This window comes from Streptomyces sp. SYP-A7185 (assembly GCF_046103685.1).
In the GTDB taxonomy this organism is placed as follows: domain Bacteria; phylum Actinomycetota; class Actinomycetes; order Streptomycetales; family Streptomycetaceae; genus Streptomyces.
In genome coordinates this window covers 3640562-3655712 of the sequence record NZ_CP122310.1, presented here as the reverse complement: position 1 = coordinate 3655712, position 15151 = coordinate 3640562, and the positions used below count along the sequence as shown (strand labels likewise).

The 15151-nt window shown below is 71.2% G+C and carries 14 protein-coding genes; 6 read left to right on the top strand and 8 right to left on the bottom strand.

Features of this window, described 5'->3' with window-relative positions; all coding sequences use genetic code 11:
* Window positions 1-4 precede the first annotated feature (4 nt).
* The gene (locus QBL25_RS16075; RefSeq protein ID WP_409057718.1) at window positions 5-643 is read left to right on the top strand and encodes a DsbA family protein; all 639 of its coding nucleotides are present in this window, start codon (window positions 5-7) and stop codon (window positions 641-643) included.
* 32 nt (window positions 644-675) lie between these two features.
* Here the strand turns inward: QBL25_RS16075 and QBL25_RS16070 are convergent, their stop codons facing one another.
* The 4 genes from QBL25_RS16070 to QBL25_RS16055 form a co-directional block, all read right to left on the bottom strand.
* Window positions 676-885 (bottom strand): hypothetical protein, encoded by a 210-nt coding sequence (locus QBL25_RS16070; RefSeq protein WP_409057717.1) that lies wholly within the window; start codon window positions 883-885, stop codon window positions 676-678.
* Between the two features lie 125 nt (window positions 886-1010).
* Window positions 1011-1661 (bottom strand): superoxide dismutase, encoded by a 651-nt coding sequence (locus tag QBL25_RS16065; RefSeq protein ID WP_409057716.1) that lies wholly within the window; start codon window positions 1659-1661, stop codon window positions 1011-1013.
* Window positions 1662-1869: 208 nt separating this feature from the next.
* A complete protein-coding gene (locus QBL25_RS16060; RefSeq protein WP_409057715.1) occupies window positions 1870-3306 on the bottom strand; it encodes an amino acid permease in 1437 nt (478 codons plus the stop codon).
* 135 nt (window positions 3307-3441) lie between these two features.
* Window positions 3442-4896, bottom strand: a complete 1455-nt coding sequence (locus QBL25_RS16055; RefSeq protein ID WP_409057714.1) for an amino acid permease — start codon at window positions 4894-4896, stop codon at window positions 3442-3444.
* Between the two features lie 266 nt (window positions 4897-5162).
* Between QBL25_RS16055 and QBL25_RS16050 the strand changes: the two genes are divergently transcribed.
* Window positions 5163-5741 (top strand): biotin transporter BioY, encoded by a 579-nt coding sequence (locus QBL25_RS16050; RefSeq protein ID WP_409057713.1) that lies wholly within the window; start codon window positions 5163-5165, stop codon window positions 5739-5741.
* Window position 5742: 1 nt separating this feature from the next.
* Here the strand turns inward: QBL25_RS16050 and QBL25_RS16045 are convergent, their stop codons facing one another.
* Window positions 5743-7125: an FAD-binding oxidoreductase gene (locus QBL25_RS16045; protein ID WP_409057712.1), complete on the bottom strand. Its 1383-nt coding sequence runs from the start codon at window positions 7123-7125 to the stop codon at window positions 5743-5745.
* 143 nt (window positions 7126-7268) lie between these two features.
* On the opposite strand from QBL25_RS16045, the gene QBL25_RS16040 reads away from it, so the two are divergent.
* On the top strand, window positions 7269-8324 hold the full coding sequence (locus QBL25_RS16040; RefSeq protein WP_409057711.1) for a serine/threonine-protein kinase: 1056 nt from the start codon (window positions 7269-7271) through the stop codon (window positions 8322-8324).
* Here the strand turns inward: QBL25_RS16040 and QBL25_RS16035 are convergent.
* Window positions 8321-9799: an amino acid permease gene (locus tag QBL25_RS16035; RefSeq protein ID WP_409057710.1), complete on the bottom strand. Its 1479-nt coding sequence runs from the start codon at window positions 9797-9799 to the stop codon at window positions 8321-8323. The genes QBL25_RS16040 and QBL25_RS16035 overlap by 4 nt on opposite strands.
* Window positions 9800-9995: 196 nt before the next feature.
* On the opposite strand from QBL25_RS16035, the gene QBL25_RS16030 reads away from it, so the two are divergent.
* Both QBL25_RS16030 and QBL25_RS16025 read left to right on the top strand, forming a co-directional pair.
* Window positions 9996-10481, top strand: coding sequence for a ribose-5-phosphate isomerase (locus QBL25_RS16030; protein WP_409057709.1), 486 nt, complete (start codon window positions 9996-9998; stop codon window positions 10479-10481).
* A gap of 89 nt (window positions 10482-10570) precedes the next feature.
* Window positions 10571-11392 (top strand): Fpg/Nei family DNA glycosylase, encoded by an 822-nt coding sequence (locus QBL25_RS16025; protein ID WP_409062670.1) that lies wholly within the window; start codon window positions 10571-10573, stop codon window positions 11390-11392.
* Between the two features lie 44 nt (window positions 11393-11436).
* On the opposite strand, the gene QBL25_RS16020 is transcribed toward QBL25_RS16025, so the two are convergent.
* Entirely contained in the window at window positions 11437-12666 is a 1230-nt protein-coding gene (locus tag QBL25_RS16020) for a GNAT family N-acetyltransferase (protein ID WP_409057708.1), read from the bottom strand.
* 129 nt (window positions 12667-12795) lie between these two features.
* Between QBL25_RS16020 and QBL25_RS16015 the strand changes: the two genes are divergently transcribed.
* A complete protein-coding gene (locus tag QBL25_RS16015) occupies window positions 12796-13956 on the top strand; it encodes a PP2C family protein-serine/threonine phosphatase (RefSeq protein ID WP_409057707.1) in 1161 nt (386 codons plus the stop codon).
* Here the strand turns inward: QBL25_RS16015 and QBL25_RS16010 are convergent.
* Entirely contained in the window at window positions 13942-15123 is a 1182-nt protein-coding gene (locus tag QBL25_RS16010; protein ID WP_409057706.1) for a cation:proton antiporter, read from the bottom strand. The two genes, QBL25_RS16015 and QBL25_RS16010, sit on opposite strands and share 15 nt — an antisense overlap.
* Window positions 15124-15151: the final 28 nt, after the last annotated feature.

Below are 15151 nucleotides of genomic sequence, written 5' to 3'. Positions count from 1 at the left end.
AGACATGTCCGAGAACGGCAAGACCCCCGTCGACTTCTGGTTCGACCCGCTGTGCCCGTGGGCCTGGATGACCTCGCGCTGGATGCTCGAAGTGGAGAAGGTCCGTGACGTCGAGGTCCGCTGGCATGTCATGAGCCTCGCCGTGCTGAACGAGGACCGGCTCGACGAGCTGCCCGAGGAGTACCGCGACATGCTGGAGACGAAGGCCTGGGGCCCCGTCCGCGTGGTCATCGCCGCCCAGCAGAAGCACGGCGACGCGTACACCGGCAAGCTTTACACCGCGCTCGGGACCCGTTTCCACAACCTCGGCGAGGGCCCGACCCGCGAGGCGGTCGTCTCCGCCCTCAAGGACGTCGGCCTGCCCGAGGACCTGGCCGACCACATGGACTCGGACGCGTACGACACCGAGCTGCGCGCCTCCCACAAGGAGGGCATCGAGAAGGTCGGCCAGGACGTGGGCACGCCCGTCATCGCCGTCCCCGGCGCGGACGGCGAGCAGGTCGCCTTCTTCGGTCCCGTCGTGACGCCCGCCCCCAAGGGCGAGGCGGCGGCCAGGCTCTGGGACGGCACGCTCCTGGTGGCGTCCACGCCGGGCTTCTACGAGATCAAGCGCACGCGCACGCAGGGCCCGATCTTCGACTGAGCGAGGGCCCCGCCCGGGGTCGGCGGAGGGGGTCAGCGGAAGTCCTCGGGGAGGCCGAATCCGCGTTTGTAGTCGAAGTGCGGCTGGACGCGCAGACAGCCGGGGTGGGTGCAGCGCCGGAAGCTCCCGGCGTCCGCCCGCCCCACTTTCGAGACGACGTAGGCCAGCTCCGCGTCGGTGAGCCAGCGGAACTCCTGGAAGCTGTCACCACAGCTGAGGCAGCGCTTGGAAGGGTCCGACATGGGCTCACCGTCCCCCGGAACGGCGCATACCGAAAGGCCCCCGTGAGTCATGTCCTCACGGGGGCCTTTCGTCCATCCGCCTGCCTCGGCGAAAGTTGAGAAGACGATCACGAGGCAGGGCGTTCTCAGGGGGCCAGGAGCAGGCTGTTCACGCGCTGCTTGGCGGCCTCGTAACGCTTGGCCACGTCCTGCCAGTTGACGACCGCCCACATGGCGTCGATGAAGTCCACCTTCTGGTTCTTGTACTGGAGGTAGAAGGCGTGCTCCCAGGCGTCGAAGACCAGGATCGGCGTGGAGCCCTGGCCGACGTTGCCCTGGTGGTCGTAGACCTGCTCGACGATGAGGCGGTTGCTGAGCGGCTCGTAGGCGAGCACGCCCCAGCCCGACCCCTGCGTCGTCGCCGCGGCCTTGGTCAGCTGGGCCTTGAACTTGGCGAAGGACCCGAAGGACTCGGTGATCGCGTCCGCGAGGTCGCCCACGCCGTCCGCGGCCAGCGGCTCGCCGCCGCCACCGTCCTTGGGGCTGTTCATGTTGTGCCAGTAGATGCTGTGCAGGATGTGGCCGGAGAGGTGGAAGGCCAGGTTCTTCTCCAGGCCGTTGATGGCGCCCCACGTCTCCTTGTCGCGCGCCTCCTCCAGCTGCTCAAGGGTGTCGTTCGCGCCCTTCACGTACGCCGCGTGGTGCTTGTCGTGGTGCAGCTCGACGATCTGGGGATTGATGACCGGCTCGAGCGCCGCGTAGTCGTACGGAAGTTCAGGAAGCGTGTAAATGGCCATGTCCGAGCCCTCCGACTGCTGCTCTGCTGTAGTGCAACGCTTATTGCAACCTATATGCAAGTGCAGGCTAGCAGCAGAAGGGGACGGAAGTTGATCAGCCCTTCGTCCTAGGACCGAAGGCCGGGGGGTGCGCCGCGAAAACGCCGGAGGGCCCCGAGTCCGTCGACTCGGGGCCCTCTCGAAGGGGTGGGCAGGTGGGGCGCGGCGGCTACCGCTGGACCGCGGCCCGCTTCTCCGCCGTCTTCTGGCGGACGAACCCGATCACCGCGAGCACCAGCGTCAGCGTCCCGGTGGCGAGCAGCTGCTTGCGCGTGTCGGGCTGCTCCGTCATCAGGTAGAAGATGTACGCCATCGCGGCCAGGGCGATCCACGTCAGGAACGGGTAGGCCCACATCTTCACGACCAGCTTCTCGGGCTCCTCGCGCTCCGTGCGGCGGCGCAGGATCAGCTGCGAGGCGGCGATGAAGATCCAGACGACCAGGATCATCGCGCCGATCATGTTCAGGAGCCAGGGGAAGACGTCGTCCGGGCGCCAGTAGCTGAGCAGGACGCAGACGAAGCCGAAGACCGAGGAGGCGAGCACCGCGAGGCGCGGGACGCCGCCGTACACGCGGCCGAGCACCTTGGGTCCCTGGCCGCGGGCGATCAGGGAGTACGACATGCGCGAGGCGCCGTAGATGTTCGCGTTCATCGCGGAGAGCAGGGCGACCAGGACGATGACGTTCATGATCTGTCCGGCGCCGGGGATGCCCAGGTGGTCGAGCGTGGCGACGTACGGGCCCTTCGCCACGACCTCCTTGTTGTCCCACGGCAGCAGCGTGACGACCACGAGCATCGAGCCGACGTAGAAGACCGCGATGCGCCACATCGCCGTGCGCACGGCCTTGGCGACGCTCTGGACCGGCTTCTCGGACTCCGCCGCCGCGATCGTGACGGTCTCCAGACCGCCGTACGCGAACACGGACGCCAGGAGGCCGATGATCAGGCCGTCCGTGCCGTTCGGCATGAAGCCGCCCTCGCCGGTGAGGTTGGCCGTGCCGGGCGCGGAGACGTCCGAGCCGGGCAGGATGCCGAGGATCGCCAGGACGCCGATGCCCAGGAAGAGCGCGATGGCACCGACCTTGAGGGCGGCGAACCAGAACTCGAACTCGCCGAAGTTCTTCACGGCCGTCAGGTTGGCCCCGCAGAACACCAGCATGAACAGGGCGACCCAGGCCCATTCGGGGCTGTCCGGGAACCAGCCCACCATGATCTTCGCGGCACCGATGCCTTCGAGGCCGACGGCCACGCAGAGCAGGAACCAGAAGCCCCAGCCCGCGGTGAAGCCCGCCCACGGACCGATCGCCCGCTCGGCGTGCACCGAGAAGGAGCCGGACGCCGGGTTCGCCGCCGACATCTCGCCCAGCATGCGCATCACGAGCATGACGAGCGCGCCGGATATCGCGTAGGCGAGGACGATCGAGGGGCCGGCCGCGGCGATGCCCGCTCCCGAGCCCACGAAGAGGCCGGCTCCGATGACGCCGCCGAGGGCGATCATCGAGAGGTGGCGCTGCTTGAGACCGTGGACGAGCGGTGAATCGGCCTTGGGGGCCGCGTCGGGTGACGCGTCCTGTGGGGTGTCCTGGGGGGCGGACATCCGAGACATGGGCGTGCCCTGTTCAGTAGCTGGGGCGGGGGAGCGAGCGGCCCACAGTCTGAAGTCCGGTACCGCTGACAGGGAACACCTGACCGCTATACGGACACGACGCTCACACGTTGTGAAGGAACGGGCACGAGACGTTCACGCCCGCTTCAGGCGCCTCTCGCGCCACTCCCGCAGCCCGGCGACCGCGAGCACCAGGGACGTCGCGCCCGCCGACCACAGCAGCTGCGGCCGGGCCGCGTCGTCGGTCAGCATCAGACCGAGCACCGCCGCCATCGCGGCCAGCGCCGCCCACGTCAGATAAGGGAACGCCCACATCCGCAGCACGAGCCGCTCCGGTGCCTCGCGCTCGATGCGCCGCCGCAGCCGCAGCTGCGAGACCGCGATCAGCGCCCACACGAACAGCAGGACCGCGCCGACCGCGTTGAGCATGTAGAGGAAGACCGAGTCGGGCCACTTCAGGTTCAGCACGACCGACACGAAGCCGAAGGCCACCGACGCGAGGACCGCACGGCGCGGGACGCCGCCGCCCGACACCTTCAGGAGGGCCTTCGGCGCCTCGCCGCGCTCGGCGAGCGAGAAGACCATCCGGGACGAGCCGTAGAGGTTGGCGTTCAGGGCCGAGAGCAGCGCCACGAACACCACGATGTTCATGATCGTGCCGGCCGACGGCACCCCGATCGAGTCGAGGACCGTCACATACGGGCTGACGCCGGCCTTCTCCGCGGTCCACGGCAGCACCGTCACGATGACCAGCATCGAGCCGACGTAGAAGAATAGGATGCGGTAGACGGCGCTGCGCACGGCGCGGGCGACCGAGCGCACCGGGTCGTCGGACTCGGCCGCCGCGATCGTCACGACCTCCAGACCGCCGAAGGCGAAGACGACGGCGAGCACGCCGGACGTCACGCCCTCCCAGCCGTGCGGCAGGAAACCGCCCTGGCCGGTGAGGTTGGTGAGGCCCACGGGGTCCGTGTCCGGCAGGACGCCGAAGATCGCCAGCAGGCCGAGCACCAGGAACGCGACGATCGCGAAGACCTTCAGGGCGGCGAACCAGAACTCGAACTCGCCGAAGTTCTTCACCGCGGCGAGGTTGGCCGCCGTGAACACCAGCATGAAGAGAAGCACCCAGGCCCACTGCGGGACGCCGGGCGCCCAGCCGTGGGCGATCTGCGCGGCGCCGGTCGCCTCCACGGCGAGGACGACGACGAGCAGGAACCAGTAGAGCCAGCCGACGCTGAACCCCGCCCAGCGCCCCAGCGCGCGCTCGGCGTGCACGGAGAAGGAGCCGGACGCGGGCATCGCGGCGGACATCTCGCCGAGCATCCGCATGACGCACATCGCGAGCGCGCCGGCGATGAGGTACGAGACGACGATCCCCGGCCCGGCGACGGCGATCCCCGCCCCGGAGCCGACGAAGAGCCCGGCCCCGATGACCCCGCCGAGACCGAGCATGGTCAGATGCCGCTGCTTCAGCCCGCCGCCGAGCGGTTCGGGCTCCGCTCCTGTCGCGGGCAGGCCTCCCGCGGGGCGGGACGCCTGCGCACGGCCCCCGGTGCCGGGTGCGGATCCATCGGGGGGTGCTTCGTGCATGGTGCTCAGGCTGCTCTCGGGCTCACAAGGACTTTGGCGGGAACCTACAGTCTCCCCGGGCAGCGGTCCCTCGCGCAAAACGGACCTCCGTGGGCCTCACCTCCGTGACGAGCATCACGCCCCTCGCGCGGATACCCCTCGCGCTTTGTGCGAAGCCCACCACCGGGCCACCCGGCACCTTGTCGCCCACCGCCGGTGTCACGCGCCCCCGCCTGAGATAGCGTCGCGGGGTCCCATCTGCCCGTCACAGAACCCGCGGAGTCCCGATGAGCATCGCCGCCGTCTCTTCCCGTCCCGGCCAGGTCCTCGCGGACCTGCTCCCCGCGTCCCGCGTGAAGGACGTGGCCCTCGTCCTCGGCGGCGCCGCCCTCACCGGCCTCGCGGCCCAGATCGCCGTGCCCGTCCCGGGCTCCCCCGTACCGGTGACGGGCCAGACGTTCGCGGCCCTCCTCGTCGGCACCTCCCTCGGCGCCCGCCGCGGCTTCCTCTCCCTGGCGCTGTACGCCCTCGTGGGCATGGCGGGCATGCCGTGGTTCGCCCAGGCGGGCTCCGGCGTCGCCGCCCCGTCCCTCGGCTACGTCCTCGGCATGCTGCTCGCCGCCACCGTGGTCGGCGCCCTCGCCCGCCGCGGCGGCGACCGTTCGGTCCTGCGCACCGCGGGCACGATGGTCCTCGGCTCGGCGATCATCTACGCGGTCGGCGTCCCGTACCTCGCCGCCGCGACCGGCATGTCCCTGACCCAGGCCGTCGCCGCCGGACTCACGCCCTTCCTGATCGGCGACGCCCTCAAGGCCGCGCTCGCGATGGGCGTGCTGCCCACGGCGTGGAAGTTCCTCGACCGCTAGCTCAACCCCCGGCCCGTCCCCGGGCCGAGAAGCCGTGGTTCCGCCTGAAGAGGTTCGCCGGGTCGTACGTGGCCTTCAGCCCGGCGAGCCTCTTTCGCGTCCCGGCGTCGTACAGCGCGTCCGCCGTCAGCCCCTCGATCTTCTCCCCGGCCGCGAAGGCGAAGTTGAGCGACCGTCCCACGGCCTGCGGCGCGAACAGGCCCAGCGCCCGCTCCTGCACGGCCCGCACCGCGTCGAGGGCCGCCCCGCCACTGCCGGCGTCAGGCTCGAAGGGTGAGAGCACCCGCACCAGCCACCCCGCGTCCCGGTGGGGCACCGCGTTGTCCGCGGGCTTCGCCAGCGCCCCGCCCAGGTGGTTGATCTGCACGACGTGCATCGTGTCGGCGGCAGGCCCGGTCAGCGCCAGCAGCTCGCCCGCCGCCGCGACGTCCAGCTCGCGCACGAGCACGCTGTCCCCGTGGTACGAGTGCGGGAAGTCCGGATCGCTGTGGATGGTGTGGCTCTCGGTGTAGGGCATCTCCCGCAGCGAGTCCGACACCACGGGCCCGATCTCCCGCAGCGGCGCCACCAGACGCTCGCCCGCCGCCTCTGAGACCGTGGAGGCGACCCGGACCGTGACGAGATAGCGGCCCCGCAGGTGCGGCGGCAGCTGCGGCAGGTCCGGGTAGACCAGCGCCGCCACCGACGAGGTCACCTCGTCCGGCACCGTCCGCGTCCACGCCTCGTACGCCCGCAGCACGGCCGCCGGGTCGACCTGACGCCCGTCGAACCCGATCGCCCCGCCGTACAGCCGCGCCACCGGCACCAGCCCGATCTCCAGGGCCGTCACCACACCGAGGTGCGCGCCCCCGCCGAGCAGCCCGCCGAAGAGCTCCGGTTCGTCGACGGGCGTGACGTGGCGCAGGGTGCCGTCCGCCGTGACGACGTCGAGCCACCGGACGTGGTCCGCCGCGTACCCGAACTCCCGCGCCAGGATGCCGAGTCCGCCGCCCAGCGTGTACGAGACGGCTCCCACGCCGGGCGCCGAACCGTTCAGCGGCGCGAGCCCGTGCGCCGCCGCGGCCTCGATGACCTGGCCCCAGCGCACGCCCGCGCCGACGGTGGCCGTGCGGGCCCCGGCGTCGATCCGTACGGAGTCCATCCGACGGGTGCTGATCAGTACGCCGCCCTCCGACGCCCCCGGAAGCCCGTGCCCGGTGGCCTGGACCCCGACGGGCAGCCCCGCCTCGGCGGCGTACGACACGGCGGCGACGACATCGTCGGCGCTCCCGGCCGCGAACACGAGCGCGGGCCGCTGCCGGAAGCCGGTCTGGAAGCCGGCGATCTCCGCGTCGTACCCGTCGTCGCCGGGCCGGAACACGAGTCGCTGGTCGGTGAAGTCCACGGTGATCCTCCTGGAAGTGCGGCTGACGCGGCAGAGCCTCCCCGGAAAACCTGACATCCGCCGTCAAGTTTTTCGGTCTTCGGGAAACGGCGTGGACGTGCTGTCATGAAGGGAGGGTCGGGGGCAGCTGGGGGTGGACACCCATGCCGGAGCTTCGTGTGGTGGCGGGCCGCTATCGCCTGCTGGAGGTCATCGGCCAGGGCGGCATGGGCCGCGTCTGGCGCGCGGCCGACGAACTCCTGGACCGCCGGGTGGCGGTGAAGGAGATGCGGGTCGACGGGGGCTTCGAGGGCGCCGAGACCGAGGACACCCGTGTCCGCAGGGAACGCGCGCTGCGCGAGGCGCGGGCCAGCGCGCGCATCGACCACCCCGGTGTCGTACGGGTCTACGACGTCGCCGAGGAGGACGGCCGCCTCTGGATCGTCATGGAGCTGATCGACGCCCGCTCGCTCGCGCGGTACGTCGACGAACAGGGCCCCCTGGACGAGCACGCGGCGGCGCATCTGGGGCTCGCCCTGGTGGCGGCGCTCCGGAAGGTGCACGCGGCGGGGGTCGTGCACCGGGACATCAAGCCGGAGAACGTCCTGCTCGGCCCGGAGGGGCCCGCGGGCCGGGTCGTCCTCACCGACTTCGGCATCGCGGCGCTCCAGGACACGGGCCGCCTCACCCGGACGGGGTTCCTGGTGGGCTCGCCCGAGTACATGGCGCCCGAGCGGATCTCCGGGGCGGCACAGGGGCCGCCCTCCGATCTCTGGTCCCTGGGGGCGACGCTCTGCGCGGCGCTGCGCGGCAGCTCGCCGTTCGCCCGCGCTTCGACGATGAACACGCTGGTGGCCGTCCTGCACGAGCCGCCCGAGCTGCCGCCAGGACCGAGCGGGCTGCGTGCGGTGCTCGGCGCGCTCCTGGCCAAGGAGCCCGAGCGGCGGCCGGGTCTGGACGAGACGGAGGCGGCCCTGCGGGCGGTGCTCGCGGCGCCGCCGAGGCCGCGCGAGGCATCCCCGGAGGAGGCCGAGAAGGCCACGGCCGACCGGCGGTCGCGTGTTCTGACCGCCGTGGTCCTGCTGGTCGCGGCCGCCGTGGCGGCCGTCATGTTCCTCACCGCGCGCGATCCGGGCGACGGCGGGTCGCCGGGACCGAGCACACGGCCGCCGACGGTGGCGGGCACGTCGACCGCGCCACCGTCGGACGGCACCGGCTAGGCGTCGACCTTGTCGCTCTCGCCCTCGACCGCGGGGTCGGCGGCGACGCGGGGCCGCACCTTCTCGCGCACGAGGGAGAAGACGACCACGAAGGCCGCCGCGAGCAGTGAGAGGAGCACCTGCTTGCGTCCGGTCTCGTCGGTCAGCATGTAGACGAGCACGAACGAGATCATCGCGATCGTGACCCACGTCAGGTACGGGAAGAGCCACATCTTCACGACGAGCTTCTCCGGCTGCTCGCGCAGGATGATCCCGCGCATCCGCAGCTGCGTGAACGCGATCATCAGCCAGACGAACAGGGCCACCGCGCCCGACGAGTTCAGCAGGAAGTCGAAGACGGTGTCCTTCCACTGGTAGTTGAACCAGACGGCGACGAAGCCGAACACGACGGACCCGAGGATCGCGGCCTGCGGCACGCCCCGCGCGTTGGTGCGCGCGAAGGCCTTGGGCGCGTCACCGCGCTGTCCGAGCGAGAAGGCCATGCGCGAGGCGGTGTAGAGGCCGGAGTTCAGACAGGAGAGGACGGCCGTCAGGACGATGACGTTCATGACCTGACCGGCGTGCGGGATGCCGATCGAGTTCAGCGCGGCGACGTAACTGCCGTCCTCGACGATCGACTTGTCGTTCCACGGAAGCAGCGTGACGACGACGAAGATCGAGCCCAGGTAGAAGACGCCGATGCGCCAGATGACGCTGTTGGTGGCCTTGGTGACCGCGCGCTGCGGGTCCTCGGACTCACCGGCGGCCAGCGTGACGATCTCGGATCCCATGAACGAGAAGACGACCATGAGCACACCCGTGAGGATGGCGCCCGCGCCCTTCGGCATGAAGCCGCCCGCGTCGGTGAGGTGCGCGAATCCGGCGCCCGGGTTGTCGGAGCCCGGCAGCACGCCGAAGACGGCGAGCAGGCCGATGATCACGAACCCGCCGATGGCGACGACCTTGATCCCGGCGAACCAGAACTCGAACTCGCCGTAGGAGCCGACCGAGACGAGGTTGGTGGCGGTGAGCACCACCATCACGATGAGCGCCCAGCCCCACTGCGGGACGTCGGGTATCCACCCGTTGAGGATGACGGCACCGGCGGTGGCCTCCACCGCGAGCACCACGACCCAGAAGAACCAGTACAGCCAGCCGATGGAGAAACCGGCCCAGCGGCCGAGCGCCTGGTCGGCGTAGGTGGAGAAGGAGCCCGAGGTGGGCCGTGCGGCGGCCATCTCGCCGAGCATCCGCATCACGAGGACGACCATCGTGCCGACGAGGGCGTACGACACGAGGATGGCGGGTCCGGCGGCGGCGATGCCGGAGCTGGAGCCGACGAAGAGGCCGGCTCCGATGACGCCACCGATGGCGATCATGGAGAGGTGGCGGTTCTTCAGCCCGGCCTTGAGGCCGTCGCCGGTGTCTCCGGACTGCGAATCCCCGGGATCGGTGGGGTTGCGGTCTGCCTTCGCAAGGGAGGGTTGCGAGGTCATGGACGAATCCTTAAGTTCTCGGGTCACGAGCCCCCGCATTCAAACTCAGGGGTGAACGTGACGGAAGTCCCGACTCCGGATCGTTGTATTCCGGCCCGATGGCCCAGACCTCGCGGACCAGAGGCCCGGACCAGGGTGGCCGAGGTCCGGCCCCCGGACGCCGCTACCCGCCCCGCGACGTGCCACACTCAGACCCATGCGCGTGTACCTCGGCTCGGATCATGCCGGCTACGAACTGAAGAACCACCTGGTCGAGTGGCTCAAGAGCCACGGCCACGAGCCCGTCGACTGCGGGCCCCACATCTATGACGCCCAGGACGACTACCCCCCCTTCTGCCTCCGCGCCGCGGAGAAGACGGCGGCGGACCCGGAGTCGCTCGGCATCGTGATCGGGGGCTCCGGCAACGGGGAGCAGATCGCCGCGAACAAGGTGAAGGGGGTGCGGGCCGCCCTCGCCTGGAGCGAGCAGACGGCCGCGCTCGGGCGTGAGCACAACGACGCCAACGTGGTCTCGATCGGCGGCCGGATGCACTCGCGGGAAGAGGCGACGAAGTTCGTCGAGATCTTCCTGTCGACGCCGTACTCGGGCGAGGAGCGCCACACCCGCCGCATCGACATGCTGTCGGCCTACGAGACCACGGGCGACCTGCCCCCGATCCCGGCCCACCACCCCCAGCAGTAGCCGGGCCCCGGGGCCCGGCCCCGGACCCGCTCCTCGAACGCCGGAGGGGCCGGATTCTCCGGCCCCTCCGTATCTCCATGGGAGGACCCGTGCCGGAGGGGCACACCATCCACCGCCTCGCGGACGACCACCGCGCACGCTTCGAAGGGCGAGGCCCTCTCCGCGTCACCAGCCCCCAGGGCAAGTTCTCCGACAGCGCGGCCCTCCTGAACGGTCAGGAGATGGACACCGCCGAGGCCCACGGCAAGCATCTCTTCCTGGGCTTCGCCGACACCGGCTGGATCCACGTCCACCTCGGCCTCTTCGGCAAGGTGACCTTCGGCGGCACGGCCGCCGCGAACCCGCCCACGGACACCGTCCGCCTGCGCATCGCCACCGAGGACGCGTACGTCGACCTGCGCGGGCCCACCACCTGCGCCCTCATCACGGACGAGGAGAAGCAGGCGATACACGCCCGCCTCGGCCCCGACCCCCTGCGGCCCGGCGACGACCCGGCCGCGGCCTACGCCCGGATCTCCCGCAGCCGCACCACGATCGCCGCGCTCCTCATGGACCAGAAGGTCGTCGCGGGCGTCGGCAACGTCTACCGCGCCGAGGTGCTCTTCCGGCACGGCATCGACCCGTACACCCCCGGCAAGGACATCACTTCCGCCCGGTGGACGGCGATCTGGGAGGACCTGGTCGCCCTGATGCGCGAGGGCGTACGGCTCAACCGCATCGACACCGTCAGGCCCGAGCACACGCCGGAGGCCATGGGCCGCCCGCCGCGCGTGGACGATCACGGCGGCGAGGTGTACGTGTACCGCAGGGCCACCCTGCCCTGCCACATCTGCGGCGGCGAGATCCGCACCGCCGATCTCGCCGCCCGCAACCTCTTCTGGTGCCCCACCTGCCAACGACCGGCGTCCTGACCACCCGCCGTACGTCCGCGGCCGGCGGCTCGGCGGCTCCGCGGCTAGAACCCGTGCGGCAGCCACGGGGCCGCGTCCGAGCCGAAGGCCACCGTGGCCTCGGCCAGGGCGCCCGGGCGCAGTTCACGCACCCGGCCCGCGCTCGCCAGTGACGTCAGGGACACCCCGCCGAGATAGGCCGCGCCCAAGTCCCGTACGGACAGGGCGAGATCGGCTTCGTCCTCGGTGCGCTCGCAGACCGCGCCCTTCAGATCGCCCTTGAGCCGCCAACGGCCCTCGTTCCAGGGGCAGAAGGCGTCCTCGACGTCCAGCACCACGTTCACCGGCGTCCGGTAGGCGCGCGCCTCCAGGGCGGCCCCCACCTCCACCAGGCGGACGTGGAGCGAGTCGCGCACCTGGATCCGGCAGCGCCGCACGTCCGAGACGAGCTGGAAGAGGGCGTCGTCCGTCGGGCGGTTGTGCGCCTCGACCGCCGACGTCAGGTCGATGCCGAAGAGGAACCGCCACAGGGCCGCGGTGGCCGCCGGGTCCTCGGCCTCCAGGTCGCGCAGCCGGACCGTGCCCTTGGGTCCTGCCGCGTCCCAGTCGGGCTTCACCTGATAGCGCGCGTACCCCACGAGCTCGCCGGCGCGCTCGGCGACCACGCACTGGAGCGGCGACGCCCCCTGCCGCTCGCTCTCCGGGTCGAGCAGCCCGAGCCGCTCCCAGCCGGGCTGCCTGGCCAGCATGCCCGGCCGCTCGCTCACCCGCCGCGCGTACAGCGCCTCGCACGCCGCGTGGACGTCGGCGGGCTTGGCGTACCGGAGGCGTACGTCATCGGTGCCGGCCGGCACCGACAGGCTCACACGGGTGGTGTCGATCTCGGCCTTCGCCGCGAACGTCGCGGTGCCGTACCCGAACCGGCCGTAGATGACGGGTTCGGAGGCCGTCAGGACGGCCACGGCCTCGCCCCTGGCCCGTACGTCGTCGAGCTGGCGCCGCATCATCGACGTCAGGATGCCCTGCCGCCGGTGCGTCGCGGCGACGCTGACCATCGTCACGCCGGCCGCGTCCACCAGGGAGCCGCCCGGCACGGAGAGCCGGAAACTGAACGAGCCCGTCGTGCCGACGCAGGTCTTGCCCTCCCAGGTGCCGAAGAAGCGGTCGAACTCGGTCAGGTCGTTCCAGAGCTCGTGCTCCTCCGCCGCCTCGGCGACACCACCGAAGGCGAGCTCCAGCGTTCCGTAGTACGCGTCCCAGTCCGCCTGGCACAACTCCCGCATTTCCGTCGTCATATGCCATGCCTACCAGGGCGAAGCGGGCGGAGCGACCGGATTTTCCGGGGCCGGCGGCATGCCCCTGTCGGGGGACAACGGGCACCTCCCGTGCGAAGTGCCTGGCCCGGTGGATAGGGTCCGGGAGCAATGGCAGGCAGGCGAGCGGAAGCCGAGACGTTCACAGCCCGGATGAAGAAGCGGATCCACCGGGCTCGCATAGGGCTGCGCAAATCCGGGGTCGACTACTTCCGGGGCGACGGTTCGGACTGGATCGCGCTCGCGGGCCTGCTCGTCACCATCCCGGTGATCACGTTCTGCACCATCGTCAACAACGTGTGGTGCTCGCCCGCCGCGCTCGTCCTGCCCATCGTGGCCGGCGGCCTGCTGCTGCGGCCCTCCAGCCTGCTCGGCCTGTACGCGACGGCCGCCGCCGCGCTCATCGTGGAGTCCGTCCAGCTCGGCCCGTACACGGAAGGGCCCTCGCGGGTCACGCCCGGCGTGGTCCTGGTCGTCGCGGCCTGCGGATTCTTCGGGCTGATCATCGCCCAGTTCCGCAGCCGGGTCGGCGTGCCGTGGCGCGGCGGCGGAACGATGCTCTTCGACCTGCGCGAACGGATCCGCGTCCAGAGCAAGCTGCCGAAGCTGCCCCGCGGCTGGCACCGCGAGATGGCCCTGCGCCCCGCGGGCGGCCAGTCGTTCTCCGGTGACTTCGTGGTCGCGGCCCGCACGAACGGCGGCCGCACCCTGGAGGTCGTCCTCACGGACGTGTCCGGCAAGGGCATGGACGCGGGCTCCCGCGCCCTGCTCCTCTCGGGGGCCTTCGGCGGACTGCTCGGCTCGCTGCCGCCGCACGCGTTCCTGACGGCCGCCAACGGCTACCTCCTGCGCCAGGACTGGGACGAGGGCTTCGCGACCTCGATCCACCTGGTCCTGGACCTGGAGAGCGGCGACTACGAACTCTTCTCGGCGGGCCACCCGCCGGGCCTCCAGCTCAGCGCGGGCAACGGCCGCTGGGAGGAGAAGGCCGCGGAGGGCCCGCTCCTCGGGGTGTACGACGGGGCGCAGTTCGACCCGGTGAAGGGCTCCCTGCGCCCCGGCGACGTCCTGATGCTGTTCACGGACGGCATCGTGGAGACCTCCGACCGCGACATCAGCGAGGGCATCGACCGCCTCACCGGGGAAGCCGACCGCTATGTGGCGGGCGGCTTCCACGGCGCCGCGTGGCATCTGATCGAGGCGGTCGCGAAGGACGTCAACGACGACCGTGCCCTGCTGCTCATCTGCCGGGAGCCCTCAGCGGGCGCCTGACAGCTCCGGCTCCGGCTCCGGTACGGGATCGCGCCCGCCCGGCAGGATCCGGGCCAGCCAGTGCGAGCGTCCGGCGGCCAGGGGCCCGAGCACCGCGAGCAGCAGCACATAGCCCGCGATGAACGGGGAGAGCCGTTCGTCGAGGCCCGCGGTGGCCGCCATGGTCGCCAGGATCAGGGCGAACTCGCCGCGCGCGAGCAGGGTGGTGGAGATGTTCGCCGCGGGCTGCGCCCCGAAGCCGTAGATGCGTGCCGCACCGAGTCCCGCGAGGACGTTCATGAGCAGCGTCACCGCCACGGCGGCGAGCACCGGCCAGAGCACCACGGGCAGGTCGCCCGGGTCGATCGAGAGCCCGAAGGCGAAGAAGAAGATCGCCCCGAACGCGTCCCGCAGGGGATGCACGAGGGTGCGGATGCGCTCGCCGGACGCCGTGCTGCCCAGCATCAGGCCGACCATGAAGGCGCCGATCGCGTCCGCGACCCCGAACCACTCGGAGACCCCGGCCACGAAGACCGCGACGCCGAGGAAGGAGATGACGAGCAGCTCGTCGTCACGGGTGTCCATGAGACGCCCGACGACCTTGGTGCCGAAGCGCGCGGCGAGCGCGAGCAGCAGCAGGAAGCCGAAGGCCTTGCCGCCGTCCATGACGGCCGCGCCGAGGCTGTCCGCGCCGGACAGGATCGGCTGGAGAGCCGCGAGGTAGAGCGCGAGGAAGATGTCCTCGACGACGATGATGCCGAGGATCGGCCTGGTCTCGGGATTGCCGAGCCGGCCGGTGTCGACGAGCACCTTGGTGACGATCGCCGACGACGAGATGCCGAGCACCCCGGCGAGGACCAGAGCCTCGGAGGTGCCCCAGCCGAGGGCGAATCCGAAGCCGAGGCCCGCGCCGACGTTCAGCGCGAGGTACGTCCCGCCGGCGAGGGCCATCTTGCGGCCGCCCGTCTTGAGGTCGTCCATGTGGAACTCGAGGCCCAGGTAGAAGAGCAGGAGCACCAGGCCGAGCGCCGAGAGCATCTCCAGGTCGTGCGGGTCGGAGAGCAGGACCACGCCGGGCGTGTGAGGGCCGAGAAGGATCCCGGCCAGGATGAAGAGCGGAATGGTGGGGAGTCCGATGCGGCCGCCCAGGCGGGCGAGCACGGCGGCGGCGAGAAAGGCGCCGCCCATGGCTATCAAGGTGTCTGCGTGTCCGATG

Excerpts from the sequence above, each read along its gene's own strand:
- QBL25_RS16075 (WP_409057718.1), top strand. The coding sequence starts at position 5 with ATGTCCGAGAACGGCAAGACCCCCGTCGACTTCTGGTTCGACCCGCTG.
- QBL25_RS16070 (WP_409057717.1), bottom strand. The coding sequence starts at position 885 with ATGTCGGACCCTTCCAAGCGCTGCCTCAGCTGTGGTGACAGCTTCCAG.
- QBL25_RS16065 (WP_409057716.1), bottom strand. The coding sequence starts at position 1,661 with ATGGCCATTTACACGCTTCCTGAACTTCCGTACGACTACGCGGCGCTC.
- QBL25_RS16060 (WP_409057715.1), bottom strand. The coding sequence starts at position 3,306 with ATGTCTCGGATGTCCGCCCCCCAGGACACCCCACAGGACGCGTCACCC.
- QBL25_RS16055 (WP_409057714.1), bottom strand. The coding sequence starts at position 4,896 with ATGCACGAAGCACCCCCCGATGGATCCGCACCCGGCACCGGGGGCCGT.
- QBL25_RS16050 (WP_409057713.1), top strand. The coding sequence starts at position 5,163 with ATGAGCATCGCCGCCGTCTCTTCCCGTCCCGGCCAGGTCCTCGCGGAC.
- QBL25_RS16040 (WP_409057711.1), top strand. The coding sequence starts at position 7,269 with ATGCCGGAGCTTCGTGTGGTGGCGGGCCGCTATCGCCTGCTGGAGGTC.
- QBL25_RS16035 (WP_409057710.1), bottom strand. The coding sequence starts at position 9,799 with ATGACCTCGCAACCCTCCCTTGCGAAGGCAGACCGCAACCCCACCGAT.
- QBL25_RS16030 (WP_409057709.1), top strand. The coding sequence starts at position 9,996 with ATGCGCGTGTACCTCGGCTCGGATCATGCCGGCTACGAACTGAAGAAC.
- QBL25_RS16020 (WP_409057708.1), bottom strand. The coding sequence starts at position 12,666 with ATGACGACGGAAATGCGGGAGTTGTGCCAGGCGGACTGGGACGCGTAC.
- QBL25_RS16015 (WP_409057707.1), top strand. The coding sequence starts at position 12,796 with ATGGCAGGCAGGCGAGCGGAAGCCGAGACGTTCACAGCCCGGATGAAG.
- QBL25_RS16010 (WP_409057706.1), bottom strand. The coding sequence starts at position 15,123 with ATGGGCGGCGCCTTTCTCGCCGCCGCCGTGCTCGCCCGCCTGGGCGGC.